The following is a 26,752-nucleotide window of genomic DNA, read 5'->3' as shown; positions in this document are numbered from 1 at the left end:
GTTAACAAAGATGCAATCTCAATCACCCCTTTTCCTTTATCAGAACGCTGTGGATGCCGGTGAATTCCAGGCGGATGCTGTTCAGAAACAGGCTGTCGCACAGCTTGATGTGATTTATCAGGCACTTTCCGCGCAGCCCGCAACAATGCCTCAGACCACCGGTCGTGGAGGGTTGCTGGGCCGTTTGTTTGCAAAATCTCCGCCGAAAACCCCTTCGCGACCAGTGCAGGGACTGTATATGTGGGGCGGCGTGGGGCGCGGTAAAACCTGGCTGATGGACTTGTTTTTCCACAGCCTGCCCGGTGAACGTAAGCTTCGCCTGCATTTTCACCGCTTTATGTTGCGTGTCCATGAAGAACTGACGGAGCTTCAGGGGCAGGAAGATCCGCTGGAAGTGATTGCTGACCGCTTCAAAGCGGAAACGGACGTACTCTGTTTCGACGAGTTTTTTGTTTCGGATATTACCGATGCGATGTTGCTGGCGACGTTGCTGCAGGCGCTGTTTGCCCGCGGTATCACACTGATTGCGACGTCGAACATTCCGCCTGATTTGCTGTACCGCAACGGTCTGCAACGCGCGCGGTTCCTGCCAGCCATTGATCTGATTAAAGAATATTGCGATGTGCTGAATGTGGATGCCGGCATTGATTACCGCCTGCGTACGCTGACACAAGCCAATTTGTGGTTATCGCCTGTTGGCCCTGATACGACTGACGCGATGCATTCCATGCTGGGCAAACTGACCGGCAATCACAGTGGCGCGGAGGCAGGCGAAAGACCCGTACTTGAAGTGAATCATCGTCCGCTGCAGGCCATTGCTGCCGTTGACGGCGTGCTGGCGGTGGAATTTCATACCTTATGTGAAGAGGCGCGCAGCCAGCTCGATTATATTGCGCTGTCGAAAATCTATCACAGTGTACTGCTGCATAATGTGCCGGTGATGGGCGCAGACAGTGAGAACGCTGCGCGGCGTTTTCTGGCGCTGGTCGATGAATTCTATGAGCGCCATGTAAAACTGGTGATTTCCGCAGTGGTGCCGATGTTTGAAATTTATCAGGGGGAACGGCTGAAATTCGAATATCAGCGTTGCCTCTCGCGTCTGCAGGAGATGCAGAGTGAGGAATACCTCAGGCGGCCGCATCTGCCGTGATTTTAATTGATTATTATTTGCTCAGTCTGTGGTATAAAAAGGCGCAGTAAAGCCTGCATGGCGAACCCTCAGAAGACGTTGAGGGAAATCTTCCTTTTTGTCGAAAAAGGGTTCGATCTTTGCAGGAGACTTCTCTATAATCTTGCGACCCCACGTTACTACAAAGTTTTTTTCCCGAAACTTTATAAGTGCCAGCATTGGCTATTCGAAGGGGTAGGTTTGCTGGACGATGGTCGTGTGAACCTCAAATACTTATTTTATAAACAAGTAAGCGTTCGGGTGTTCGCCAACGTGTAACTTTAATTGGGTAAGCTTTTAATGAAAACTTTTACAGCTAAACCGGAAACCGTACAACGTGACTGGTTCGTAGTTGACGCTACCGGCAAGACCTTAGGTCGCCTGGCCACTGAACTGGCTCGCCGTCTGCGTGGCAAACATAAAGCGGAATACACTCCGCACGTTGATACTGGTGATTACATCATCGTTCTGAACGCAGAAAAAGTTGCTGTTACTGGCAACAAGCGTAACGACAAGATTTATTACCATCACACCGGCCACATCGGTGGTATCAAGCAAGCGACCTTTGAAGAGATGATCGCTCGCCGTCCTGAACGCGTGATCGAGCTCGCGGTTAAAGGCATGTTGCCAAAGGGCCCGTTGGGTCGTGCAATGTACCGTAAAATGAAAGTTTACGCGGGTAACGAGCACACTCATGCGGCGCAACAACCGCAAGTTCTTGACATTTAATTCGGGATTATAGGCAATGGCTGAAAATCAATACTACGGCACTGGTCGCCGCAAAAGCTCCGCCGCTCGTGTTTTCATCAAACCGGGTAGTGGTAACATCGTAATTAACCAGCGTAGCCTGGAACAGTACTTTGGTCGTGAAACTGCCCGCATGGTAGTTCGTCAACCACTGGAACTGGTCGACATGGTTGAGAAATTCGACCTGTACATCACCGTTAAAGGTGGTGGTATCTCCGGTCAAGCTGGTGCTATCCGTCACGGTATTACCCGTGCACTGATGGAATATGACGAAAATCTTCGTGGCGAACTGCGTAAAGCTGGCTTCGTTACTCGTGATGCTCGTCAGGTTGAACGTAAGAAAGTCGGTCTGCGTAAAGCACGTCGTCGTCCTCAGTTCTCCAAGCGTTAATTTTCTGCTGCTATTGCAGCACAGTGCTTCGGCACGAAAATCAGCGTCAAAAACCCGGTGTTTCACCGGGTTTTTTTATGCCTTTTGTTCCGTAATTGCAGGGGAAATGATCTCCTGACACACAATTCCCCATGAAATCGTCTCACCGTCCCCCACAGCCTGCGTAAAATCTGGTAAACTATCACACACTTTTGTGCCTGTTCGCCGAGCAGTTGACGTTGCCGCGCTTCCTGGCTGGGTTCGCCTTGCCGATGGTTGTCTATGAAACTACGGGACAAAAACTGCAGGCTGGCGATAACTCGCTGTAATATTCTAGATAAACTTGGAGGTTTTCATGGCTGTCGCTGCCAACAAACGTTCGGTAATGACGCTGTTTTCCGGCCCGACCGACATTTTTAGCCATCAGGTACGTATCGTACTGGCGGAGAAAGGTGTCAGTGTCGAGATCGAGCAGGTTGAGATGGATCACCTGCCGCAGGATCTTATTGACCTCAACCCTTACCGCACTGTACCGACACTGGTTGATCGTGAGCTGACCCTGTTTGAATCCCGCATCATCATGGAATATCTTGATGAGCGCTTCCCGCATCCGCCGCTGATGCCGGTTTATCCGGTTGCCCGTGGTGAGAGCCGTCTGATGATGCACCGCATCGAAAATGACTGGTATTCGCTGATGCGTCAAATCGAGCAAGGTTCTGCGACTGAAGCGGACGCTGCACGTAAGCAACTGCGTGAAGAGCTGCTGGCGATTGCGCCAATCTTCTCGTACATGCCTTATTTCAAAAGCGAAGAGTTCAGTCTGGTCGATTGCTACCTGGCTCCGCTGTTGTGGCGTTTGCCAGAGCTGGGCATTGAATTGTCAGGTACCGGTTCGAAAGAGCTGAAAGGCTACATGACCCGCGTCTTCGAACGTGATGCTTTCCTGGCTTCCCTGACCGAAGCAGAGCGCGAAATGCGTTTGCATACCCGAGGTTAAGGTATGGAGATGACCGACATGTCTCCGCGTCGCCCCTATCTGCTGCGGGCTTTTTATGACTGGTTGCTGGACAACCAGTTAACCCCGCATCTGGTGGTTGACGTGACGATGCCTGGCGTGATGGTGCCGATGGAGTTTGCGCGTGACGGACAAATTGTTCTGAACGTTGCGCCGCGTGCTGTCGGCAATCTCGAACTGGGTAATGATGACGTACGCTTTAACGCCCGTTTTGGTGGCGTACCGCGTAACGTGTTTGTACCGATTGCTGCTGTTCTGGCAATTTATGCCCGTGAAAACGGTGCCGGTACCATGTTCGAACCTGAACCTGCTTATGAAGCCGAAGGTGCCTTTGACGGTGACCTGAGCGCTGATGAGCCGACAGAACCGACCATGTCAGTCATTGATGGTGATTTGCCGGATGTGGCTGAAGAAGATCCGGATGATGAGCCGCCGACGCCGCCTCGCGGTGGTCGCCCGGCATTGCGTGTTGTGAAATAACAACCCGCTCAATCCGGCTTCATGCTTAAACCCTGCGTTGTTACGTGGGGTTTTTTATTGCCTTAAATACGCCGCCGCCACTTTTTGCCAGTGCAGATTGCGTACGATTAAAAAACAACGGGGCTGCCATCGCTGGCAGCCCCGTTTTGATGCCCCGTCGGATCAGACTTCGAGGAAGTTCATGATGCCTTCTGCGGCCTTGCGGCCTTCAGCAATCGCTGTCACCACCAGATCAGAACCGCGAACTGCATCGCCACCCGCGAAGATTTTCGGATTGCTGGTCTGGAAGGCGTTGTCGCTGCCTTCAGGGGCAACGATGCGTCCCTGAGAGTCCAGCTCAACGTCATGGGCTGCCAGCCATTCCATTTTGTGAGGGCGGAAACCAAATGCCATCACCACGGCATCAGCTTCCATCACATGTTCGGAACCAGCCACGATTTCTGCACGACGGCGGCCATGGGCATCTGGAGCGCCCAGTTCGGTACGCGCCATACGCACGCCGCATACGCGGCCTGAATCATTCAGCTCGATGCTCAGCGGTTGCAGGTTGAATTTGAAATCCACACCTTCTTCACGCGCATTCTTCACTTCACGACGCGAGCCCGGCATGTTCTCTTCATCACGACGGTACGCACAGGTTACATGCGTTGCGCCCTGACGAATCGAGGTACGCACGCAGTCCATTGCGGTATCACCACCGCCCAGCACCACGACGCGTTTCTTATCCATCGTCACGTAAGGTTCTTCCTGGCTGTCATCGTAGCCCATCAGCTGCTTGGTGTTAGCGATGAGGAACGGCAGGGCATCGTACACGCCCGGCGCATCTTCGTTCGCCAGACCACCGCGCATGGACTGATAGGTGCCAACGCCGAGGAATACAGAATCGTATTCCGCCAGCAGCGCATCAATAGTGATGTCTTTGCCGACTTCGGTATTGAGCTGGAATTCGATACCCATCTCAGTGAAGATTTCGCGACGCTTGGTCATCACTGATTTTTCCAGCTTGAAGGCCGGAATACCGAAAGTCAGCAGGCCGCCGATTTCCGGATGGCGATCGTAAACCACCGCTTTCACACCGTTACGGGTCAGGACGTCTGCACAAGCCAGACCTGCCGGGCCTGCGCCGATGATCGCCACACGTTTGCCGGTTGGCTGCACGTGAGACATATCCGGACGCCATCCCATCTCGATCGCTTTATCGTTGATGTAGCGTTCGATGTTACCGATGGTCACTGCACCGAACTCATCGTTCAGGGTACAGGAGCCTTCGCACAGTCTGTCCTGCGGACAAACGCGCCCGCAGACTTCCGGCAGGCTGTTAGTCTGATGCGCGAGGTCGGCTGCTTCCATGATGCGACCTTCGTTCGCCAGCTTCAGCCAGTTCGGAATGTAGTTGTGAACCGGGCATTTCCATTCGCAATAAGGGTTACCGCAGGACAGGCAGCGGTCTGCCTGTGATGCGGCCTGCGTTGCTGAGAACGGCTCGTAAATTTCCACAAACTCAATTTTGCGGATCTTCAGCGCTTTCTTAGGCGGATCAACACGCTGCAGGTCGACAAATTGATAAACGTTTTGACTCATCTTAACCTCTTACTGCGCTTGTACCCGCAGCTCAGCTGCGGAACGACTACGGTGACCCAACAATGCTTTGACATCACTGGACTTCGGTTTTACCAGGGCAAATTTAGGCGCCCATTCCGGCCAGTTCGCCAAAATCTCTTCACCACGGGTCGATGCGGTCAGCTGTACGTGTTCGATGATCAAACCGCGCAGATGCTCTTCATGGATAGCCAGATCGGCTACTTCCAGGACTTCAACCAGTTCCGGGTTAACACGCTTGCGGAATTCGCCATCTTCATCAAGAACATAAGCGAAACCACCGGTCATGCCTGCGCCGAAGTTGACGCCGGTACGGCCCAGCACACAAACAATGCCGCCGGTCATATATTCACAACCGTTGTCGCCGATGCCTTCCACCACGGTGATGGCACCGGAGTTACGTACCGCGAAACGCTCACCCGCGCGGCCTGCAGCAAACATTTTGCCGCCGGTTGCGCCATATAAACAGGTGTTACCGATGATGCTAGCTTCGTGACTGCGGAACGCTGAACCAATTGGCGGACGAATGGCAATGCGGCCACCCGCCATACCTTTGCCCACATAGTCGTTCGCGTCGCCAGTCAGCATTAAATCTACGCCGCCTGCGTTCCAGACGCCGAAGCTCTGGCCTGCGGTGCCGTTGAAGTTAATACGCACCGGATCAGCCGCCATGCCCTGATCGCCATGTTTCTCTGCAATCGCACCGGACAACATAGCGCCAACGGAACGGTCAGTGTTGCGGATATCAAAGTAGAACGCTTTGCTCTGTTTTGAATCGATATGCGGCGCGGCCTGTTCCAGGATGTCTTTATTCAGCTGACCCTTGTCGAACGCCGGGTTGCTTTCGGTGCAGTACACCGCTTTGCCTTCATGCGGCGTGGCCGTTGCCAGTATCGCAGAAAGGTCGAGATTGTTTTGCTTGGCGGTGAAACCGTCCAGCTCAGTCAGCAGATCGGTACGACCAATCAGATCCACCAGTTGGCTGATGCCCAGTTCGGCCATGATTTCACGGGTTTCCTGCGTGATGAACTTGAAGTAGTTCACTACGCGTTCCGGCAGTCCGTGATAATGGTTGCGACGCAGTTTTTCATCCTGAGTTGCTACGCCCGTTGCACAGTTGTTCAGGTGGCAAATACGCAGGTATTTACAACCCAGCGCCACCATCGGGCCGGTACCAAAACCGAAGCTTTCTGCACCAAGAATCGCTGCCTTGATGATGTCGAGGCCGGTTTTCAGGCCGCCATCAACCTGCAGACGGATCTTATGACGCAGGCCGTTGGCCACCAGTGCCTGTTGTGTTTCTACCAGGCCCAGTTCCCACGGACAACCAGCATACTTCACCGAAGACAGCGGGCTTGCGCCGGTGCCGCCATCGTAGCCAGCGATAGTGATGAGATCCGCGTAAGCTTTTGCCACGCCAACGGCGATAGTGCCGACGCCGGGTTCAGACACCAGTTTCACCGAAATCATCGCTTTCGGGTTGACCTGTTTCAGGTCGAAAATCAGCTGCGCCAGATCTTCAATGGAATAAATATCGTGGTGCGGCGGTGGAGAAATCAGGGTCACGCCCGGTACGGAATAGCGCAGTTTCGCGATGTACGGCGTCACTTTGTCACCCGGTAACTGGCCGCCTTCGCCTGGTTTTGCACCCTGCGCCACTTTGATCTGGATAACGTCAGCATTGACCAGATACGCCGGTGTTACACCGAAACGACCTGAAGCCACCTGTTTGATACGGGACACTTTATTGGTGCCGTAACGCGCCGGGTCTTCGCCACCTTCGCCGGAGTTAGAACGTCCGCCGATGCTGTTCATCGCTTCGGCCAGAGATTCATGCGCTTCCGGGCTCAGTGCGCCGATAGACATCGCTGCGGTATCGAAACGGGTAAATAAACCTTCCGCCGGTTCAACCTGATCAACAGGGATCGGCTGGCCTTTTGGCGTGACTTTCAGCAAGTCACGCAGTGTGGCCACCGGACGCTCGTTTACCAGTTTGGCGTATTTCTTATAATCGTCGTAATCACCGCTGTTGACAGCGGCTTGCAGGGTAGTGACCACGTCCGGGTTATAGGAATGGTATTCGCCACCGTGGACAAATTTCAGCAGGCCGCCCTGATCCAGCGTTTTGCGTTTCAGCCACGCGCGCTTGGACAGGTTCAGTAAGTCCTGTTCGAAGTCGCTGTAACCGGCACCGCCGATACGGCTGACGACGCCGTTAAAGCAGGTGTTGCACAGATCCTTCGCCAGACCGACTGCTTCAAACAGTTTCGAGCAACGGTAAGAGGCGACGGTTGATATGCCCATTTTGGACATGATCTTGTACAGGCCTTTGTTGATGCCGTTACGGTAGTTCAGCATCACTTCACGGTATTTCTTCTCGATGATCTGGGAGTCGACCAGTTTTGCCAGGGTTTCGTAGGCCAGATACGGGTAAACCGCAGTGGCACCGAAGCCAATCAGCACGGCGAAATGGTGCGGGTCACGGGCGCTGGCGGTTTCAACAATGATGTTGGCATCGCATCGCAGGCTTTTCTCAACCAGACGCAACTGCAGCGCACCGACGGCCATAGGTGCAGGCAGCGGCAGGCGGTTCGGGGCGATATTGCGGTCAGACAGCACCAGCAGAACCGCGCCGTTACGCACTTTCTGTTCGCCTTCGTCACAGAGTTTCTGGACGAACTGCTCCATATTTTGTTCGGTCGGATCGTACGTAATATCCAGCGTTTCCGCGCGATAGTGTTTGCTGTCGAGTGTGGTCAGCTGTTTAAAGTCAGACCACAGCAAGATTGGCGATTTGAAGCTCAGACGGTGAGCCTGACCTTCGGCTTCGCAGAACACGTTCATCTCGCGGCCGATGCTGGTCGCCAGAGACATCACGTGGGCTTCGCGCAGCGGATCGATTGGCGGGTTAGTGACCTGCGCAAATTGCTGGCGGAAGTAGTCATACACGATACGCGGACGGCTGGAGAGCACGGCAAATGGCGTGTCGTCACCCATGGAGCCGACGGCTTCCTGACCGTTTTCACCCAGTACGCGGATGATCTGATCGAGTTCTTCGCTGCTGTAGCCGAATTGCTTCTGGAAAGTTTCCAGTAAGGTGTCTTCCAGCTCACGGCTACCCACCTGATCTTCCGGCAAGTCTTCGAACGGCACCAGACGCTGAACGTTTTTCTCCATCCATTGCTTATAAGGATGGCGACCCTTCAGATCGTTGTCAGTTTCAGCAGAATGGTGGATTTTGCCGCTGCGGGTGTCGATCACCATCAGCTCGCCCGGTCCGACGCGGCCTTTTTCGACCACTTCGTCCGGCTGATAATCCCAGATGCCAACTTCGGACGCACAGGTGATCAGCTTATCTTTGGTGATGACATAGCGCGCAGGACGCAGACCGTTACGGTCGAGGTTACAGGCAGCATAACGGCCATCTGACATCACGATACCGGCCGGGCCATCCCATGGCTCCATGTGCATGGAGTTAAAGTCGAAGAACGCACGCAGATCGTCGTCCATGTCCGGGTTTTGCTGCCAGGCTGGCGGCACCAGCAAACGCATGGCGCGCAGCAAATCCATCCCGCCTGCCAGGAACAGTTCCAGCATGTTGTCCAGCGAGCTGGAGTCCGAACCGGTTTCATTCACGAACGGTGAGGCGTCTTGCAGATCGGGGATCAGCGGCGTTTTGAATTTATACGCACGGGCGCGCGCCCACTGGCGGTTACCGGTGATGGTGTTGATTTCGCCGTTGTGCGCCAGATAGCGGAAAGGCTGAGCCAGTTGCCAGCGCGGGACGGTGTTGGTCGAGAAACGCTGGTGGAACAGGCAGATGGCCGATTCCAGACGCAGGTCGGCCAGGTCTAAATAGAAGCGTGGCAGATCCGCAGGCATACACAGGCCTTTATAGATCGTGACCACGTTGGAGAAACTGCACACATAGAAGTCTTTATCCTGAATGCGTTTCTCAATACGGCGGCGCGCCATATAAAGGCGGCGTTCCATGTCACGCGGACGCCAGCCGGCAGGCGCGTTGACAAAAATTTGTTCGATGCGGGGCAGGGAGGAAAGCGCGATTTCACCGAGTACGTCCGGATTGGTCGGAACGTCACGCCAGCCCACCACGGACAGCGTCTCGTTTTGCAACTCTTCTTCAACAATGCGGCGGCTTGCCTCAGCTTCTTTTTCATCTTTGCTGAGGAACAGCATGCCAACGGCATAGTTTTTCGCCAGACGCCAGCCACGTTCTTCAGCAATCATGCGGAAGAAGCGGTCAGGTTTCTGTAAATGAAGGCCACAGCCGTCGCCGGTCTTGCCGTCAGCAAGGATCGCGCCACGGTGTTGCATACGGGCCAGCGCGTGGATCGCAGTACGCACGACCTTATGGCTAGGTTCGCCTTCTATATGGGCGATCAGGCCGAAACCACAGTTGTCCCTCTCTTGGGATTTATCGTACAACATTACGTGAACCTCCCCAGGCTCTGCGAGACTCTCACACCAATCGCGAGCGGGCTTATACACAGAGGTTTGTCCGCAATTTCGCGCACTCTTGCGGTGCGTTGATTGCCCGGACATCTCCGTCAAAGGCCTCTCGTGATGGTTCTCACAAGTGGTGGTTGACTTGTTTTAATGAGGGAGTCTTCAATTACTGCATAAATATGACGAGTTGCTCACCCGTCGAGATTGCTTCCAGCGGACTCCCAACTTAGCGAGAAAGCACAGACAGGTCAAATGGCGATTTAAGTTATATTAAAAGTGATATAAAGAGATTTAATTATTTGAAATGTATATGTTTTATGGGGTTTTTGCTGGCATATTTCCGATGGGGGCATGCACGTAAAGTGTGAGCTGACTCACTATGGGGAAAGCGTAAGATCTCCGCACCGTGCTGGCAGGGGCGTAATTACCAGTATTTTATACTGGAAAATACTGTACCCATGCGGTTTGTCACTGTTTTTAACCTGACAGTAATAATGTGTTAGTCCGGTGTTTGTAATAAGAATTATTCATACTGCCACGAATGACTTTATTTGCAGTAATAATGAATAGTTATGCCTGTGCGAAACGCACCGGGAGAGAAAATATTCGGAGGATAAAAGGAAAAAATGTTAGCTGGACGGCAGTTGGCAACGCGTGCAGCCTGATAAAGCCGGCCGATATTAATAATATCACCGCAGATAATAGTCAATAACTCTGCCCTTATTTCCTGCATTGCACCATGACAAGCCCCTGCAAGGTGCATCTCACAAACTTCACGCTCAATTTATCCCCTGCCATCACGCCGGTGAGGTTTTGCGGTATGATTCAGACGACTTCGTTTTAAGGGAAACGTTATGAAGCAAATCCGGGTTTTAGCGCAGTATTATGTCGATCTGATGGTCAAGCTGGGGCTGGTGAGATTCTCACTGTTGCTGGCGTCTGCGCTGGTGGTACTGGCAATGATTGTCCAGATGGCGGTCACGATGCTCCTGCGCGGGCAGGTTGAGAGTATCGACGTCGTTCGTTCCATCTTCTTTGGTTTGTTGATTACGCCCTGGGCGGTTTACTTCCTGTCGGTGGTGGTTGAACAACTTGAAGAGTCGCGTCAGCGTTTAGCGCGTCTGGTCGATAAACTGGAAGAAATGCGCCACCGCGACCTCGAACTGAATCAGCAACTCAAAGACAACATTACCCAACTGAATCAGGAAATCGCCGACCGTGTGAAAGCGGAAGAAGCGCGTCTGGCAGTGGTCGATAAGCTGAAACTCGAAATGCAGCACCGCGAACAGGCGCAGATCGAACTGAGCCAGCAATCTGCATTATTACGCTCTTTCCTCGATGCCTCGCCGGACCTGGTGTATTACCGCAACGAAGACAAAGAATTCTCCGGCTGTAACCGGGCGATGGAACTGCTGACCGGCAAAAGTGAAAAGCAACTGATCGGCCTGACTCCCAACGATGTTTATACTCCGGATATCGCCGAGAAAGTGGTCGAAACCGACGAGAAGGTTTTCCGTCACAACGTTTCCCTGACCTACGAACAATGGCTTGTCTATCCGGACGGGCGCAAAGCCTGCTTCGAATTGCGTAAAGTGCCGTTTTATGACCGTATCGGTAAGCGACACGGGCTGATGGGCTTCGGACGCGATATTACCGAGCGTAAGCGCTATCAGGACGCGTTAGAGAACGCCAGCCGTGAGAAGACCACTTTTATCTCAACGATCAGCCACGAGCTGCGTACGCCGCTTAACGGCATCGTCGGGCTGAGCCGCATTTTGCTCGACACCGAGCTGGACAAAGAACAGCACAGCTACCTGAAAACCATTCATGTCAGCGCGATCACCCTCGGCAATATCTTCAACGATATTATTGAAATGGACAAAATTGAGCGCCGCAAAGTGCAGCTTGATAACCAGCCGGTTGATTTCACCGAATTCCTCTCCGATCTGGAAAATCTCTCCGGACTGCTGGCCCAGCCGAAAGGGCTGAAATTTATCATGGAGCCTGACCTGCCGTTGCCGCGCAGTATTACGACGGACGGCACGCGTCTGCGCCAGATTCTGTGGAATCTGATCGGCAACGCCGTCAAATTCACCCGCGAAGGTGAGATTGTGCTGAGCGTGCATTATGAACCGAACGATATGCTGCGATTTGTCGTGCGCGATTCCGGTCTGGGGATCCCGCAGGATGAGCAGGACAAAATCTTCGCCATGTATTATCAGGTGAAAGATCAGAACGGCGGTAAACCGGCGACCGGCACAGGGATTGGGCTGGCGGTGTCAAAACGTCTGGCGCAGGCAATGGGCGGCGATATCACCGTCAGCAGCGTGCCGGGGCAGGGTTCCTGCTTTACGCTCGTCGTACGTGCACCAACGCTGGATTCACCGGCTGACCTGGCCAGTGACGAAGAAGACATGCCCTTACCGGCGCTGCACGTGCTGTTGGTCGAAGACATCGAGCTGAACGTTATTGTGGCGCGTTCAGTGCTGGAGAAGTTAGGTAACAGCGTGGAAGTGGCGATGAATGGCCATGATGCGCTGGAGATGTTCGATCCTGACGAATTCGATCTGGTACTGCTGGATATCCAGTTGCCTGACATGACAGGGCTGGATATTGCCCGCAAGCTGCGCACCGATTACGCCGGACAACATCTGCCACCACTGATTGCCCTGACAGCAAACGTGCTGAAAGACAAAAAAGAGTATCTCGATGCGGGAATGGATGACGTGCTGAGCAAGCCGCTGTCTGTTTCCGCGCTGACCGCGATGATTCAGCAGTTCTGGGATCATCAGCCTGACGTTTCCGTAGTGGAAAAGGAGCCCGTAGTGATGAAAGACAGCGAATCGTTGCTTGATACCGCCATGCTTGAGCAGTACATCGACCTGGTTGGGGCGAAACTGATTTATCAGAGTGCGGATATGTTTGAAAAAATGATGCCGGGCTATCTGGCTGTGCTTGATTCCAACATGACGGCACGCGATCAAAAAGGGATTGCCGAGGAAGGCCACAAAATCAAAGGCGCGGCGGGTTCTGTTGGCCTGAAACATTTACAGCAACTGGCACAACAAATTCAGACGCCGACATTGCCAGCCTGGTGGGATAACGTTCAGGAATGGATTGATGAGCTGAAGGCCGAATGGCGCAATGACATCAAAGTATTACGTGACTGGACGGCAAACGCTGAAAAAAAATAACCCCGGCCGAGGCCGGGGTGCGCGAATACTGCGCCAACACCAGGGAAAGAGGTAACCCACGATAGTTTTTAGGGTTCGGTTTTCGCAGGTCTTGGAATTCAGGTTTAAAGTCTAATACATCCTGTAGCAATCAACATAACAAATATAAGCAGAACTGTTACAACATTCATTAAAAACTGTGATGTAGATTAGTCTTTGTCTATACAAAACATCAAGTCTTTATCGCAGGATTTTTGACAGAATACAAATGAAGCATGTTGATGTTGTATTGGCGACATGCAATTTTGCTTATGGAAGTGAACAATAGCAGGCGGTTTTACAGGTGAATTTGCGACATGCTCGTCTATGAAACCGGTTCTATAAATTGAAAAATTTATGCCAACTTGTTGTAATGCATGACTTAAATGTGAATTTCAGCGAAATGATCTCTCCGGAGCTAAAAGAGATCTGAAATTTATTTTAAATGAAAAAATTTCACTTAGGTTTATGCGTTTTTTATCTGATAAAAAGGTGCACGCCCTGCTGATTTTTTAGGTATCACAGGTGTTGTATTTGACTTAGTGCGTTAACGCATTACGGAATAATTGATGAGAATTTATTCACTTTCACTGATCAGAATCATAAATTAATCTTACGTATCTTTTGTTGATTAGTTTACAAAAATTTTACTTTTTTGCTTAAAAATTAGTCGCAGTGAAAAAAGCAAGAGTTCCTGACTGTTTGACGGAACTCCTTGATGGTAGTGGTTTAATCGGAATTTTTCGTTCTGAATGTAAGCAAAAGTTTCATTGTTATTGCTCAATTGTTAGCAATGTTGTGCAGCATTTCGCTAGCCTGATCTTGCAGGTTATTATTGAGATTGATTAGATGGTCGGATGTGTTGTGGAAAGCGCCAAATGAATAAAATTACTCGAAAAGGCCTGTTGCGTACGCCGCTGTTATGGCTAAAACGCGCAGTGATACTGTTACTCTGCTTATGGGTAGCGGGCATTCTTCTTTTTTCTTTTTTACCCGTGCCTTTTTCTGCCGTGATGGTGGAGCGCCAGATTTCCGCGTGGCTGACCGGTGATTTTGGTTATGTTGCACATTCGGACTGGGTGCCAATGAGTGAGATTTCCTCACCAATGGCGCTCGCGGTGATGGCGGCGGAAGATCAGAAATTCCCGACTCATTGGGGATTTGATGTCGATGCTATTCAGTCGGTGCTGGATAAAGACGGCGGAAAAATGCGTGGTGCTTCGACATTATCCCAGCAAACCGCTAAAAACCTGTTTCTGTGGGATGGGCGCAGTTGGGTGCGTAAAGGGCTTGAGGCCGGGCTGACCGTGGGTATTGAAACCGTATGGACAAAACGTCGCATTCTGACGGTGTACCTGAATATCGCGGAGTTTGGTGATGGCGTCTTTGGCGTCGAGCAGGCTGCGCAGCATTTCTTCCATAAACCGGCCAGCCGCCTGACTGCGTCTCAGGCCGCGTTACTGGCCGCAGTGTTGCCGAATCCGCATCTGTTTAAGGTGAATGCGCCTTCTGCGTATGTCATACGCCGTCAGCAATGGATCCTGCGTCAGATGAGCCAGCTCGGTGGTGAGTCTTTCCTGCAAGAGCATAAACTGCATTAAATCAGCCAGGGTTTGAACAAAAAAAGGACAGCCTGAGCTGTCCTTTTTGGTTATAACGTACTGAATTATTTCACGTAGCTATTTCACGTAAGTAAAGGCCGTGGTGACGTGTTTAACGCCGCTCACGCCCGCCGCTATCCCAGCCGCTGACTTACCTTCTTCCGGCGTCACCAGACCCAGCAGGAACACTTCGCCGTTTTCGGTGGTGACTTTGACGTTAGATGATTTAACCGAATCACTGGTCAACAACTGAGAACGGACTTTGGTGGTGATCCACGTATCCATTGACGCTGTGCCCATGCTGACCGGCTTACCGGTACGGATTTCGTTGTACACTTCCGTTGCGCCTTCAACACCCATCGCAATTTGTTTTGCGCGAGAAGCCATATCCGCCGTCGGCGCCTGACCGGTTAACAGGACTTTACCCTGATACGCAGTCGCCACGATGCGGGCTTCGTCTTTCAGTTGTTTATCTTTACTCACCGCATTAGAGACACGGGCTTCCAGCGTGCTGTCATCAACCTGAGTGCCGACCGTACGTGGGTCAGTCGTTGTTTTTGTTGCGACGCCAGCCGCACCAACTACCGCAGCGGCGACACAGCCTTGTAGCAGAAGGGCGCTTAACAATACAGCAAAGAGAGGACTCGCCTTCATGGGATCTCCTTAATCGTCCTGGTGTGGGAACAGCGTGTTATCTATCAGGTCACAGAGACAGTTAACTGTGAGCATATGCATTTCCTGAATGCGGGCGCTACGATGAGAGGGAATACGGATCTCAACATCATGAGGCCCCAGTAAACCCGCCAGCTCGCCGCCGTCATAACCTGTTAATGCGACAATGGTCATATCACGGGTTACCGCTGCTTCAACGGCTTTGACAATATCACGGCTGTTGCCGCGGGTAGAAATGGCCAGCAGAACATCACCCGCCTGACCTAAGGCGCGCACCTGTTTAGCATAAATTTCTTCATGCAGTCGATCGTTGGCAATCGCAGTGAGCACAATGTTATCTGCACATAATGAGATTGCAGGAAGGCTAGGACGTTCAGTTTCAAAACGATTAATCAGACTGGCGGAAAAATGCTGCGCATTTGCCGCAGAGGTGCCATTGCCGCAGCACAGAATTTTATTGCCGTTAAGCAGCGATTGCACCAGCGTCATCGCGGCGCGGGAAATCGCGTCAGGCAAGGCTTCTGCCGCCGCAATCTGAGTTTGGATACTTTCTGTAAAGCAGACTTTGATTCTATCCAGCACGGGTTTTCGTCCAGTCAGTCGTCGTAATATTTATTCCGCATTGAAGGCATCACGCAGCCATTCTATCTGGCTGCCGGTGATGGCAAAAACATCAAAACGGCAAGATGATGTGTCAAAGCTTGCGTTCTTTCCTGCAAGCCAGAAAGAGGCAGCGCGTAACAGGCGCTGCTGTTTTTGAATCGTCACGCTGGCCGCCGCACCACCAAAACTGGCGTTGCGCCGGTAACGGACTTCAACAAACACCCAGGTTTGCTGGTCACGCATGATCATGTCAATTTCACCGGCACGGCAGGCCACATTGGCCGCCACGAAGGTTAACCCGGCTTTTTCGAGATAGCGTCGTGCAAATGCTTCGTATTTATCGCCGCACGCCCGCGTTTTTGACAAAAAAGACTTCATCAGTACGTCCTTGTACCTGTAATGGCTGAGAATTCCGATCTCTGTTGAGCTGTTTCAGTTTTCTCTTAAGAAGAAACTGGCACCAGCGAACCCTGACGGTATTGCAGCCATGGCAATTTACGGTGGATCACGCAGTTGCTATTGGCGCTCAATTCTCCCGTGCTGCCGGAAACCTGGAAGCCAGGCAATGTGCGCATCTGGGAGAAATGATTTGCCAGATTCCAGGCATCGATCCCCATCGCATAGAGACGAACCAGCGAATAGTCGTTACCAAACTTCGCGGCTGCCTGCTGCATCAGCGCAGGGTTACCGCCTGCCAGTAAAGGAATATCGCTAAACTGCACGCCTTCCATTTCGAGACGGTAATCCGGACCGGCACCTGCCTGATAGCTGCGCGAACTGGCGTACACTGAAGGATGAACGCGGCCATTCACCGCCAGATCCAGCATCGGTTTAATCAGCGTCAGTTCACTTTGTGTCGCAACAACGTAGACGGAATCCACTGTGCCACCGGTACTGCCTTGCGTAATCTGTGCATCTGTCGGCGGCGCCGGGATGGTAATGCCACCAATTGTGACACCCTGCGCTTGTGCTGGCGCGGCTGCATCACTGGTTGTGACTGGCGTGCCGGTCAGGCGGATACCGCTGCCAATAGAAGAACGCAATTCACCGGCGGAACCGAGACCTTGTTTCAGTACGGTTTGCCCGCCCAGTTTCTGCCATTCGTTAGCAAAAGCCTGCGCGATACGGTCGCCGAAGCTGCCACGCGGCACCAGTAACAGCGGCATACGTTTCTGCTCAGACCACATGTGGCGCGCAGCATCCTGTGCCTCGTCTTCCGGCGAGAGCGCAAAGTAACAGATATTCGGGCTGTTTTTCTCAGTTTCTGGCTGATTGAGCGCTAAAACATTCAGAGGCGTCTGGTCAGAAGCGAGTGCGTTCACCTGATCTTTCAGCAGCGGGCCGACAACCAGCGTTGCGCCATCCTGCTGAGCCTGCGTCAGAAGCGCGGCAAGAGGCTGACCATTGGTATCATACACTTTCACCTGCCCGTTGCTGCTGGCCACGGGCGCAGCGGCTGGGGTTGCGGCAGGCTGGGCCTGGGAAGGATCGGTTTGAGACGCGGTATTTTGCGCGCTGGCGTCCGGTGCAGATGTACTGACGGCTGCGTTCGGGTCTGCCGGCGCCTGAGATTGTGCGTTTGGATCTGTCGGTGCCGTTTGTGCCGCTGGCTGGCTGACCTGACCGCTCATTGCCGCATTAAAACCCTGCTGAATGGCATTCCCGTAAACCTGTGCCGGGCCGCTCATTGGCAGAAACAGCGCAATTTTGCCGGTTGAAGCAGGCTGGAAAGTCAGCACATTATTGAGCTGAGTCGGCAGGCTTTTCGCTGCCGGATTCACCGGATAACGGCGCTGCCAGTCTTTAATCCCGGCTTTCAGTAAATCAGGATCCTGCTTGTTGCTTTGCCAGACGCTGAGTAAATCCAGCCATCCCTGCAGCGTATTTTCATCCGCATTGATCACGATGCTGTTGACGTCCTGTGCGGACATCTGCGTCAGCGCCATCCAGGTGCGGTCAATGTTGTCCTGATGCGGCTGACCTTGTACCAGCGGCTCCTGCGCGATATAGGCGCGGATCACGCCAAGGCTGGTGCGCCCCTGACTGGCATCGATTTGCGCCTGATAATAACGGGCTTTCTGATCGTTGGTCAGATCGTGGGGATCCAACTGGCTCAGACTGGTGGCTGCTGCCGGATAATTTTTCAGCGCAACCTGCACTTCTGCACTGGTCAGTTGCTGTTCGACGGTTTGGGCAGCCGTCAGATTTTGCGGCACTTTAGCCAGCTGTTCCGCCGCCTGAGGCGCTTTGCCTTCGCGTATCAGGGCACGCACTGCAAGCAATTGCCAGTCAGCCTTGTTATCATCACCGCTTTGCTGCGCCTGCTGCAAATAATAGTCAGAGCTGCCGGACGCTGCACCCTGGACACTTTCTGTCGGTGCCTGCGGCGCCTGACCTGAACAGCTGGCAAGAAGCATGGCCACGATGATGGCAGGGAGTAAACGTCCCGAACGGGTACGAAAGGTCATTGAGGAAGGCATTCAGTTTCCAGTGATGTTTTTTTAAGATGCTCAATATTAAATCGGCAATCCGGATGAAACAATGAATCAAGACGATCAAGCAGATATTTCTGCCTCAACGCTGTATATCGTACCGACGCCAATTGGCAATTTAGGAGATATAACCCAACGCGCGCTGGCCGTACTGAACAGTGTAGATTTGATTGCTGCAGAAGATACCCGCCATACCGGATTGCTGCTGCAACATTTCGCGATCACGGCAAAAATGTACCCGCTGCACGATCATAATGAACAGCAAAAAGCTGAGCATTTACTGGCGAAATTGCAGGCAGGCCAGACGATAGCGCTGGTCTCGGATGCCGGTACGCCGCTGATCAATGATCCTGGCTATCACCTTGTGCGTCGCTGCCGTGAAGCGGGTATCCGCGTGGTGCCGTTACCCGGTGCCTGTGCGGCGATCACCGCGCTTTGTGCCGCCGGTTTGCCCTCTGATCGTTTCTGTTACGAAGGGTTTCTGCCCGCCAAAACCAAATCCCGTAAAGATACGTTGCAGGCATTGATTGAAGAACCCCGCACGCTGATTTTCTATGAATCCACGCACCGCCTGTTGGACAGTTTGCAGGATATGGTCGAAGTCTGGGGGCCAGATCGTTATGTCGTACTGGCGCGTGAACTGACCAAAACCTGGGAAAATATTCACGGTGCGCCGGTGGGTGAACTGCTGGCATGGGTGCAGGAAGTCGAAACGCGCCGGCGCGGTGAAATGGTGCTGATCGTTGAAGGCCATAAGGTCGATACCGAAGCCTTACCGGCGGAAGCCCTGCGCACACTGGCATTGCTGCAAAAAGAACTGCCGCTCAAAAAAGCTGCCGCGCTGGCCGCCGAAATCCACGGTGTGAAGAAGAATGCGTTGTATAAATACGCGCTTGATGAGCAAGAGGGTGACAAATAGGGCGTAATACCCTATTATCCGCCGCGGAGTTGACCAGACAGTCGCCGCTTCTTTGCCGTCCCTTTCGGGGGAGACAGAAGGAGGGGAGGAAAGTCCGGGCTCCATAGGGCAGGGTGCCAGGTAACGCCTGGGAAGCGCGAGCTTACGACAAGTGCAACAGAGAGCAAACCGCCGATGGCCCGCGCAAGCGGGATCAGGTAAGGGTGAAAGGGTGCGGTAAGAGCGCACCGCGCGGCTGGCAACAGTTCGTGGCAAGGTAAACTCCACCCGGAGCAAGGCCAAATAGGGGTTCACATGGTACGGCCCGTACTGAACCCGGGTAGGCTGCTTGAGCCAGTGAGCGATTGCTGGCCTAGACGAATGACTGTCCACGACAGAACCCGGCTTAACGGTCAACTCCACTCTATATAAAACAATGAGTTGGTGTATTCCTGAGGAATGCACCAACTTTTGTTCCCTTCAGGACACTTTCTGTAAACGATATCTTCCGCTCTTCAGCACCACTTTATAATCCCCAAACACTTCCTGATCCGCACTGGCATAAATTATTTTCTCGCGATACTTCACCATGACTTTTTCCTGCCCCGCGATTTCAGTCACCAGCATGATTTTCGGTACTGAAATTTTCGAAGTCATCTTGGCTGTCATCTGGCCGTATGAGGCATTGGATGCTGACAGGAATTTCACGGCGTCAACCGGCTGCCCCTGATGCATCAACTCAAAATGCAAATGGGGGCCGGTGCTGCGTCCGGTATTGCCGGAGTAAGCCACGATGCTGCCCTGTTTGATCTCCTGGCCGGGGACGACATTCAGTCTGTTCAGATGCAGGTAGCGGCTTTTCCATCCTTGCGGGTGGCGTACCACCACGTAATTGCCAGCGACGGGATGGTACTTCGCTTCAACGACGATCCCTTTTTCTGTGGCAAACACCGGTGTAAACGGTGGGGCGGCAAAATCGGTTCCCTCATGCTGGGAAAAGCGTCGCAAAAGAGGATGCCAGCGCATGCTGAATGCAGAAGTGATCCGTAAAGGAATGTTCAGTGGTGAGCTAAAATGGGGATAACCTGCGGAGACTTCATTAACCGCTTGCGGATGACTGAGCGATGTTTTTTCTCCGGCGACGATAAATAACATCGCCTGAGAAAAAGTGGCAGGAGGATTTTCACTGTCGGCACCTGCTGCACGCAGCAAAACCATTGTGACGGGGGCATCACTTCCTGCTTTTGCCATAAACGGCAGGAGCAGGATGAAAGGAAATATCCGGCGCATGGTTTACAGCTGCTCAATAAAAAAAATCACCAAACCGGCCATCGAAATTGAAGGACCGAAGGGAATGTAATGTTTTTCAGCAGCTGGATGATTTTCATCCAGAGTCCGGCGCTGGTTCAGCACAGTACAGAGCACATACACCATAATGCCTGAGGCTGCCGACCACATGATCAGTTCCGGAATTTTCTCCATTCCCACCCAGACGGTGATCGCAGCCATCAGTTTGACATCGCCATAGCCCAGCCCCTCATGGCCACGCCATTTTTCATACGCTGCCATCACGGCATAAAGCACAAGCCAGATAATGACGGCACCACAAATTGCCGATCGCGGCCCGATATCCGTAATCCCCAATACTGAGCAGAGTAAGCCACTCCATAACAGCAATGACACCAAACTGTCGGGCAAAATCAGATGCTTAAAATCAATTACCGTCAGACTGTAAAGCAGACAGAAATAGAGGAAAAAGCAGCAGATCTGAATTTCTGTAAAATGCGGCAGCCCTGCAATCGCCAGTGCGGCAAAAATGCCCCCGCACAGTATTTCGGAAATCAGATACTGTGCGGAGATTGGACTTTCACAATGACGACACTTTCCCTTAAGCCATAACCAACTCAGAACAGGGATATTGTCTCGCTTCATTACGGAAGCACCACATGCCGGGCAATGAGAAGGTGGCCACCAGAGATTCACTTTAACAGCGTCCGGTTCCGTACCGTATTCTGCGAAAATCATTAACGGCAATCGATAAATCAGCACATTAATAAAGCTGCCAATAAACAATCCGAATATCAGTGCCATAACAGGATAAAACCAAAAATAGAAAAGAGTCATTAAAACGATTCCCTGCGAGAATGAACGGAAAAACACGGTATTTTCAATGAGAGCGTTATTTCTCTGTGATACCTTTTTTTACTTCCATAAAATCAATGAATATATTTGGTTCTTCTTCCGTTGCAATTTCTAATCGCTGCGAAAATAACTGAGTGCCTTTGGTGTCGCAAATATAAGCATTGTCTGATGTCGGTTGCTTTCCCATCATTTGTGCAAAGGTAAATCCTTTCTGCCCTTCCGGAACATGGATAATATTGAAACCGGGCACTTCCCTAAACGAATCGACAGCCGGATCCTGGAAATGGGTTAAGTCGGTATAATCATCCACCGATCCTTTAGCACCATTCAGGCATGTAAATATATCACTACCCCGTATACCTTGCTCGTTAATAGCCCCCTGTCCGTTCCAGATACCCGACCAATGCACACCTCCGGCAAGACGAGTATGAATTGCAGCAACATCTGTTATGGCCATCCTCTCGTTATCCAGGTAGTAGGGAATAAGGTACTTACTCTCTGTTTTATTATGATTGAGCGTATCTTTCCCGTTTGAAACGAAAGCATAATCTGCAGGATAATCATTGTTGATCCAGAACCTCTTATAGCGTACGAAATATTCTCCGTCATCACTTTGGAGTGTCCAGGCTGCAAGCCGTTGCTCACTGCCATCAGCATCGCCGAGCAACAAGGCTTCTAAGTGTATGACTTCCATATGACGATGAGGAAGATAAATAACTAATTCATGCCCTTCCCCCCCTGTGCTGTTGTTGCTGGTATTACCTTCAGGTCCGTCTGAAGCGCGGGGGAAAATAATCGTGCCAACCCATAACTTTTGATTTTTGCTGGCGGCCAGTTCAATCAGTTCATCATATAAAGAGAGATTTCGCGTCGAGCTCGTCATTGCTGGCTTACATTTATAACGCTGCTCTTTCAGGGAGACAGGCGTACCTGAACATGCCGTAATTGCCGGGAAAGGGTCGCCTTTCTGATAGGGTTTCGCATTAATGATGGGCAGGCCCCAGTCTCCTTCTTTACCGCCACTCACCCAGCTGTAATTGGCTTGTGTATCATAGTGAAGGTAGTGTTCTGAGAAATCAAAATTGTCATCTGTTATCTCCGGTAAACGCTGGGCAGGAACCTGTCCGGAAGAGGATTCTATATACATAATATTTATTGCAATTGGCAGGGAGTTTTTCTCCTCATAGGAATATTTGTCACCACTTCGGGTATATCCAAAAAAATTAGCAATAGGCAACGCAAGGGGCATATCCAGCGGTTGTGCTGTACTGCCACCGCTATCAGATTCAGCAAATTTGAACACGCCTCCTTTAGGTATCGTGGCCGAAAAGCTATTAACCGATACTATATTCAAGAAAATGAAAAGCAGAATTATCTTTTTCATCATACACTCCTTTAAAAAGAACCACTTGCGCCCATTTTCCCTAATGTATCCGAAAGGGCGAACAGTGCTGCGAAAACCCAAATCACACAGCCACCCAGTACAAGTGTCGAAAGTGATTTCAATAGCCCGGCTAGTTTTTTAATATATTCCTGAACATGTTCTCTGGACTTCGCTGAAACAGAACTAAGCACCTCATTAAATGAAGGTAATTCTGCATACAAGCTAATGTTAAGCAGCGTTTCAGGACCGAATAATCCTGTATTCAATGCATCCCCGTAACCCAGCCCAATAGCCATTTTCTCGCGCATGCCATTGATATGATGCTTCAGCCATCTGTTAGAGTTTAAGAGGATAATGGCGAGTCCGTCATTTAAAGGAATGCCATTTTTTAACATCAACGCAAGGTTGTTTATAAATATCGAGGCGACAATTTGTTTATAGGTCGAAAAGGGAAGGATCCGATCCAGAAATTTATTTCTGAACTGACCACTAAAGTTGGAAATAATCGTCTTAATGAAAAAGACTGTCACCGTAATAACAATCAATATATAAATCCACAGACCGGCCACCAATGCTTTCCCGAAGGTATATAATGATTGTGTCACGCTAGGCCATTTGTTGACGGGAACGACACTTTCGAAAGCCGGGAAAACTTTCATCGAATATCCCGCGATGACAATAAGAGAAAGAATCATCATAATCACCGGGAAAAGCACGGCGGAAATAAGTTTGCTTTTCAACTCACTGTTATAGTTTATGACGTTGACGAGCGTCATAAAGCCATCAGCCAGACTGCCGCTCTGCTCGGCCGCGTGAATAACGCTAAGTTCACTTTGGGGAACCAGACCATCAAACATAACGGCAATGGAGGCACCTTTAAGACCTGCCTTCATATTATTGGTTAACACGGAAATATTCTTCGCAAAACCCGGGCCTAACAGGCTTTTACCCTCGAGCTGAAGTTTGAGCAGGGAATCGTAAAGGGGCAGGTCTGTTCTGATCATGTCAGCACAGAACTTATAAAGAAAAAGCCGCTGTTTCTTACCGAACTTTGCCATGGATAATCTCCGAGTTGTCTTTATCTACATCGCCAAATTCCATACTGAACCAGGTAGCACAAACCCGACCACGAAGTACTTCCGCAAATACCTTTTCTTTTATTTCAAATCCCTCACTCAGACCCGGTGACGAGATGCGTTTTTTTCGCCATAAGGTGTAAACCTGTAACCACTCTTGTTTAGATATTGCGGCGAGTTCATCATATGTGGGTCGCATATATTCCATGACAAGTTGCCTGCCGCTTATACCGGTATGCTTACATTTTTCACACCCCCTTTCGTTTTGCTCGTAGAGGGTCATCAATTTCTCACCAAATGTGATTTCGACAGAATGATGGCAATGAGGACAAATAACAGGGACAAGTTTTTGACACTGCAATCCGGCAATAAAGCCCGGTGTGGAGAGTTTATCGCTGGTGATGCCCATGGCGGATAAGCGCTGTAGCAGGGAGACAATATTCCCTGCATGAACAGTCGTAAAACAGTAGTGACCGCTTTCAACTGCGCCGGCGAGGGCATTCGCGGAGATAGAGTCGCGGATTTCGCCCACCATCAGAACATCAGGATCGCGGCGTAATGCGGATTTGATAGCAGAATGGAAACCGCCACCTTCAACACTGACCACTGAGCTTTGTTTTGCTCCAAATATCTGATATTCGACAGGATCTTCTACAGTAAGAAAACAGCCTTTATTGCCATAACGGTTGACCTGCAGCCACTCCATCAGGTTCTTCAGAGTGGTGGATTTTCCTGAACCAGTGGTGCCCGCAATAAAATATGCCCCATAGGGATTACTGAGGATCTTTTTCAGATCTTCTAATTCTTCTTCCGATATACCGAGTTTATTGAGATTAGCGACGGCTCCTTTAGAGAGTCCTGATGGGATAATACGTAATACAGCATGAAAACAATCGTTCGTTTCACCAAAAATGGGAAAGTGGGCGTAGCGGAAACGAAAACTTAATCCGTTAAGCGTATAGAGAATATTGGCACTTTGCGGAATAGTACGGTTCCAGGTGGTATCACGGGTGCTGGCTTGTACGTTGTACAGGACGAATACCAGCTCATCGCATTTGCTGGCAGGCATCTGCATCATTGGTAGCAGCATGCCATTTACCCTGACCTCAAGCTGCGCAAGAATATCATTGCGGGTGATATGAAGGTCACTGGCCCCCATATCAACGGCTTCAATCAATATGGCTTCAAGTTCCTTCTGCGTTTCACTAATATCCAGTGCAACACGGCTCTGTTTCTGCAAAGAAACAAGTTCATAAATTTTGAAATAAACGGCTTCTGTGACGCCCCCGATTCCGACAATCTTGTGACGATGGATGTCGTTCATTTTGCGAACTTCATATTGAAGAATATGCAGCTCTTCAATTAAAGAACGTTGAGAAACGAGATACTCCTGCGTGCCCAAACGGGCGAGCAACATGCGATCCTCAATTTCAGCAAAAGTCCATTCGCCGCTGTGTATGGAATCGTCCGTAAGTCGTATGAAATCCAGGATCACCGGGAGACTTCCTGAACAAATGACTGACGTCCGTTATTGCCCTGATGGACGGCATAACGTTTACCGTTGGCTAAGAAAATCTCTCCGATACGGACAAATACGATTTTTGTGCCCACGGAGACGGCTGCCTGTGTGATGCCAGCAATCTGCGACAGCATCATTATTTTCGGTTCGACAAGAGGGGCTTGTGAAGCCGGTTTAGCTTCTTTATCGTCAGATTCGCCACCCATGTTGCTCATCATTGGCACCTGAGTCAGTTCCGAGGCTTCACTTTTTATCTTTGCCATTTCCAGCCGCAACTTAGCGAGCGTCAGCTGTTGTGAAAGCTCACGCTGGGCCTGATTAAAAGCCACGTCATCTTCCATCAATCTGGAGATATGCTGCTGAATTGGAGCCGGGACTTCCCCGACAGGATCGCTGGTGGTTTTAACGTCATCAGCGAAACTGCCAGAAGAAAAAAAAACAATCAGAGCTGTTAACATTAATTTCCGATTTTGCATACCATGACTCCTGAAATTTTATTATCTTTAACGCTATCGATTTTTTGAATAATAAACGCGTCCCTGAATGCTTGTCTTTCTAAAATACTGGCGATGTACAATACATCTATGCCATTTTTAGACGTTTTGGGTATTTCCATTTCCCAGTTCATCGTGTTAAGTCCGTAGTATTTACCTCTCCCTTTTTTGGCTATTTTATTTTCGTTCGTCTGCACAGGCGAACCAGGAAGGGAGACTATTTTTAATGTTTGCTGGATGCCCGATATCGAGTTATAAGAATAAAGATAGTTTAATAAATCCCCGCAGAATGGCGCAGTAATATCTGCTTTGTTTTTATAGGCACTCAGTAACGGGTTATCACTCAGGCCTGATTGAATCCCCGAGAAATTAACCGAGTCATCTGAGAAAATCGCTGTGTAATTTTCACCCCAAAAGTTTTTCTGCGCTATATTAAATACATTGCCTTTATTCAGCTGATAACTAAATGAGCAGTTCTGTGGATCACAAACAAATGTTTCATTTGTATAATTGAATTCAGCCAGGATGTTTTGACTTTTTGAAATCTCAGACGCTAGTTTGGTGAATTGCATGATGCTCCCACCCGTTAACGATTTCAAATAGTACTTTTCGACAGTTTTTATATCATTCGCTAATTGCTGTTCCTCACGACGTCTGACGTCCTCCTTCACCTGTTCTGGTTTATAGGCATAGAAATACCAGACGGTCACTCCGCCAGCAACAAGCAACAAGAGAACGACAACCGCAATCGAAACTTTAATGTTTCTGGAAAGCGGCTGAGAGTTTTTCTGTAATTTAAGTCCTTTTATCATA

The 26,752-nt window shown here is 50.8% G+C and carries 21 protein-coding genes and 1 other RNA gene; 9 read left to right on the top strand and 13 right to left on the bottom strand.

Going from position 1 to position 26,752, the window contains the following annotated elements; genetic code table 11:
* Nucleotides 1-10: 10 nt before the first annotated feature.
* From zapE to sspB, 5 genes are all read left to right on the top strand, one after another.
* Nucleotides 11-1,150, top strand: a complete 1,140-nt coding sequence (gene zapE / locus AACU55_RS23710; protein ID WP_134706246.1) for a cell division protein ZapE — start codon at nt 11-13, stop codon at nt 1,148-1,150.
* 318 nt (nt 1,151-1,468) lie between these two features.
* The gene (gene rplM / locus AACU55_RS23705) at nt 1,469-1,897 is read left to right on the top strand and encodes a 50S ribosomal protein L13 (protein WP_013577239.1); all 429 of its coding nucleotides are present in this window, start codon (nt 1,469-1,471) and stop codon (nt 1,895-1,897) included.
* A 16-nt stretch (nt 1,898-1,913) separates the two neighbouring features.
* Nucleotides 1,914-2,306 carry a 30S ribosomal protein S9 gene (gene rpsI / locus AACU55_RS23700; protein WP_013577238.1) on the top strand — a complete coding sequence of 131 codons (393 nt, stop codon included), beginning with the start codon at nt 1,914-1,916 and terminating at the stop codon, nt 2,304-2,306.
* A 334-nt stretch (nt 2,307-2,640) separates the two neighbouring features.
* Complete coding sequence (sspA, locus tag AACU55_RS23695; protein ID WP_013577237.1) at nt 2,641-3,282, top strand: stringent starvation protein SspA; 642 nt, start codon at nt 2,641-2,643, stop codon at nt 3,280-3,282.
* 3 nt (nt 3,283-3,285) lie between these two features.
* On the top strand, nt 3,286-3,780 hold the full coding sequence (sspB, locus tag AACU55_RS23690; RefSeq protein ID WP_013577236.1) for a ClpXP protease specificity-enhancing factor: 495 nt from the start codon (nt 3,286-3,288) through the stop codon (nt 3,778-3,780).
* A gap of 162 nt (nt 3,781-3,942) precedes the next feature.
* On the opposite strand, the gene AACU55_RS23685 is transcribed toward sspB, so the two are convergent.
* The gene (locus AACU55_RS23685) at nt 3,943-5,361 is read right to left on the bottom strand and encodes a glutamate synthase small subunit (protein ID WP_013577235.1); all 1,419 of its coding nucleotides are present in this window, start codon (nt 5,359-5,361) and stop codon (nt 3,943-3,945) included.
* A gap of 9 nt (nt 5,362-5,370) precedes the next feature.
* Nucleotides 5,371-9,828, bottom strand: coding sequence for a glutamate synthase large subunit (gene gltB, locus AACU55_RS23680; RefSeq protein ID WP_134706244.1), 4,458 nt, complete (start codon nt 9,826-9,828; stop codon nt 5,371-5,373).
* An 872-nt stretch (nt 9,829-10,700) separates the two neighbouring features.
* On the opposite strand from gltB, the gene arcB reads away from it, so the two are divergent.
* On the top strand, nt 10,701-13,040 hold the full coding sequence (gene arcB / locus AACU55_RS23675; RefSeq protein ID WP_013577233.1) for an aerobic respiration two-component sensor histidine kinase ArcB: 2,340 nt from the start codon (nt 10,701-10,703) through the stop codon (nt 13,038-13,040).
* Nucleotides 13,041-13,936: 896 nt separating this feature from the next.
* Nucleotides 13,937-14,659 carry a monofunctional biosynthetic peptidoglycan transglycosylase gene (gene mtgA / locus AACU55_RS23670; RefSeq protein WP_013577232.1) on the top strand — a complete coding sequence of 241 codons (723 nt, stop codon included), beginning with the start codon at nt 13,937-13,939 and terminating at the stop codon, nt 14,657-14,659.
* Nucleotides 14,660-14,737: 78 nt separating this feature from the next.
* On the opposite strand, the gene dolP is transcribed toward mtgA, so the two are convergent.
* The 4 genes from dolP to AACU55_RS23650 form a co-directional block, all read right to left on the bottom strand.
* A complete protein-coding gene (gene dolP, locus AACU55_RS23665) occupies nt 14,738-15,313 on the bottom strand; it encodes a division/outer membrane stress-associated lipid-binding lipoprotein (protein WP_134706243.1) in 576 nt (191 codons plus the stop codon).
* A gap of 9 nt (nt 15,314-15,322) precedes the next feature.
* Nucleotides 15,323-15,913, bottom strand: coding sequence for a DnaA initiator-associating protein DiaA (gene diaA, locus AACU55_RS23660; RefSeq protein WP_013577230.1), 591 nt, complete (start codon nt 15,911-15,913; stop codon nt 15,323-15,325).
* A gap of 30 nt (nt 15,914-15,943) precedes the next feature.
* The gene (locus AACU55_RS23655; RefSeq protein ID WP_013577229.1) at nt 15,944-16,312 is read right to left on the bottom strand and encodes a YraN family protein; all 369 of its coding nucleotides are present in this window, start codon (nt 16,310-16,312) and stop codon (nt 15,944-15,946) included.
* A 65-nt stretch (nt 16,313-16,377) separates the two neighbouring features.
* Nucleotides 16,378-18,414 (bottom strand): penicillin-binding protein activator, encoded by a 2,037-nt coding sequence (locus tag AACU55_RS23650; RefSeq protein WP_134706242.1) that lies wholly within the window; start codon nt 18,412-18,414, stop codon nt 16,378-16,380.
* 61 nt (nt 18,415-18,475) lie between these two features.
* Between AACU55_RS23650 and rsmI the strand changes: the two genes are divergently transcribed.
* Together rsmI and rnpB are read left to right on the top strand one after the other, a co-directional pair.
* Complete coding sequence (gene rsmI, locus AACU55_RS23645) at nt 18,476-19,345, top strand: 16S rRNA (cytidine(1402)-2'-O)-methyltransferase (RefSeq protein WP_013577227.1); 870 nt, start codon at nt 18,476-18,478, stop codon at nt 19,343-19,345.
* A 25-nt stretch (nt 19,346-19,370) separates the two neighbouring features.
* Nucleotides 19,371-19,749: RNase P RNA component class A (rnpB, locus tag AACU55_RS23640), an RNA gene on the top strand.
* Nucleotides 19,750-19,804: 55 nt separating this feature from the next.
* On the opposite strand, the gene AACU55_RS23635 is transcribed toward rnpB, so the two are convergent.
* The 7 genes from AACU55_RS23635 to AACU55_RS23605 are packed head-to-tail and all read right to left on the bottom strand — an operon-like array spanning nt 19,805 to nt 26,751.
* Nucleotides 19,805-20,614, bottom strand: a complete 810-nt coding sequence (locus tag AACU55_RS23635) for a M23 family metallopeptidase (protein WP_134706241.1) — start codon at nt 20,612-20,614, stop codon at nt 19,805-19,807.
* Nucleotides 20,615-20,617: 3 nt separating this feature from the next.
* Nucleotides 20,618-21,484 carry a prepilin peptidase gene (locus AACU55_RS23630; protein WP_240785664.1) on the bottom strand — a complete coding sequence of 289 codons (867 nt, stop codon included), beginning with the start codon at nt 21,482-21,484 and terminating at the stop codon, nt 20,618-20,620.
* A gap of 19 nt (nt 21,485-21,503) precedes the next feature.
* Nucleotides 21,504-22,850: a hypothetical protein gene (locus AACU55_RS23625; protein ID WP_037035056.1), complete on the bottom strand. Its 1,347-nt coding sequence runs from the start codon at nt 22,848-22,850 to the stop codon at nt 21,504-21,506.
* Nucleotides 22,851-22,861: 11 nt separating this feature from the next.
* A complete protein-coding gene (locus AACU55_RS23620) occupies nt 22,862-23,908 on the bottom strand; it encodes a type II secretion system F family protein (protein WP_134706240.1) in 1,047 nt (348 codons plus the stop codon).
* On the bottom strand, nt 23,892-25,421 hold the full coding sequence (locus AACU55_RS23615) for an ATPase, T2SS/T4P/T4SS family (RefSeq protein ID WP_013577222.1): 1,530 nt from the start codon (nt 25,419-25,421) through the stop codon (nt 23,892-23,894). Before AACU55_RS23615 ends, AACU55_RS23620 begins: the two co-directional genes overlap by 17 nt.
* Nucleotides 25,418-25,921, bottom strand: coding sequence for a hypothetical protein (locus AACU55_RS23610; protein WP_134706239.1), 504 nt, complete (start codon nt 25,919-25,921; stop codon nt 25,418-25,420). Before AACU55_RS23610 ends, AACU55_RS23615 begins: the two co-directional genes overlap by 4 nt.
* The gene (locus tag AACU55_RS23605) at nt 25,903-26,751 is read right to left on the bottom strand and encodes a hypothetical protein (RefSeq protein ID WP_134706238.1); all 849 of its coding nucleotides are present in this window, start codon (nt 26,749-26,751) and stop codon (nt 25,903-25,905) included. The genes AACU55_RS23610 and AACU55_RS23605 overlap by 19 nt, the downstream gene beginning before the upstream one ends.
* Nucleotide 26,752: the final 1 nt, after the last annotated feature.

This window comes from Rahnella sp. CJA17(1/100) (genome assembly GCF_963881615.1).
In the GTDB taxonomy this organism is placed as follows: Bacteria; Pseudomonadota; Gammaproteobacteria; order Enterobacterales; family Enterobacteriaceae; genus Rahnella; species Rahnella aceris.
This window is presented reverse-complemented; position numbering and strand designations above follow the sequence as displayed.

Excerpts from the sequence above, each read along its gene's own strand:
- zapE (WP_134706246.1), top strand. The coding sequence starts at position 11 with ATGCAATCTCAATCACCCCTTTTCCTTTATCAGAACGCTGTGGATGCC.
- rplM (WP_013577239.1), top strand. The coding sequence starts at position 1,469 with ATGAAAACTTTTACAGCTAAACCGGAAACCGTACAACGTGACTGGTTC.
- rpsI (WP_013577238.1), top strand. The coding sequence starts at position 1,914 with ATGGCTGAAAATCAATACTACGGCACTGGTCGCCGCAAAAGCTCCGCC.
- sspA (WP_013577237.1), top strand. The coding sequence starts at position 2,641 with ATGGCTGTCGCTGCCAACAAACGTTCGGTAATGACGCTGTTTTCCGGC.
- sspB (WP_013577236.1), top strand. The coding sequence starts at position 3,286 with ATGGAGATGACCGACATGTCTCCGCGTCGCCCCTATCTGCTGCGGGCT.
- AACU55_RS23685 (WP_013577235.1), bottom strand. The coding sequence starts at position 5,361 with ATGAGTCAAAACGTTTATCAATTTGTCGACCTGCAGCGTGTTGATCCG.
- gltB (WP_134706244.1), bottom strand. The coding sequence starts at position 9,828 with ATGTTGTACGATAAATCCCAAGAGAGGGACAACTGTGGTTTCGGCCTG.
- arcB (WP_013577233.1), top strand. The coding sequence starts at position 10,701 with ATGAAGCAAATCCGGGTTTTAGCGCAGTATTATGTCGATCTGATGGTC.
- mtgA (WP_013577232.1), top strand. The coding sequence starts at position 13,937 with ATGAATAAAATTACTCGAAAAGGCCTGTTGCGTACGCCGCTGTTATGG.
- dolP (WP_134706243.1), bottom strand. The coding sequence starts at position 15,313 with ATGAAGGCGAGTCCTCTCTTTGCTGTATTGTTAAGCGCCCTTCTGCTA.
- AACU55_RS23655 (WP_013577229.1), bottom strand. The coding sequence starts at position 16,312 with ATGAAGTCTTTTTTGTCAAAAACGCGGGCGTGCGGCGATAAATACGAA.
- AACU55_RS23650 (WP_134706242.1), bottom strand. The coding sequence starts at position 18,414 with ATGCCTTCCTCAATGACCTTTCGTACCCGTTCGGGACGTTTACTCCCT.
- rsmI (WP_013577227.1), top strand. The coding sequence starts at position 18,476 with ATGAATCAAGACGATCAAGCAGATATTTCTGCCTCAACGCTGTATATC.
- AACU55_RS23635 (WP_134706241.1), bottom strand. The coding sequence starts at position 20,614 with ATGCGCCGGATATTTCCTTTCATCCTGCTCCTGCCGTTTATGGCAAAA.
- AACU55_RS23625 (WP_037035056.1), bottom strand. The coding sequence starts at position 22,850 with ATGAAAAAGATAATTCTGCTTTTCATTTTCTTGAATATAGTATCGGTT.
- AACU55_RS23620 (WP_134706240.1), bottom strand. The coding sequence starts at position 23,908 with ATGGCAAAGTTCGGTAAGAAACAGCGGCTTTTTCTTTATAAGTTCTGT.
- AACU55_RS23610 (WP_134706239.1), bottom strand. The coding sequence starts at position 25,921 with ATGCAAAATCGGAAATTAATGTTAACAGCTCTGATTGTTTTTTTTTCT.
- AACU55_RS23605 (WP_134706238.1), bottom strand. The coding sequence starts at position 26,751 with ATGATAAAAGGACTTAAATTACAGAAAAACTCTCAGCCGCTTTCCAGA.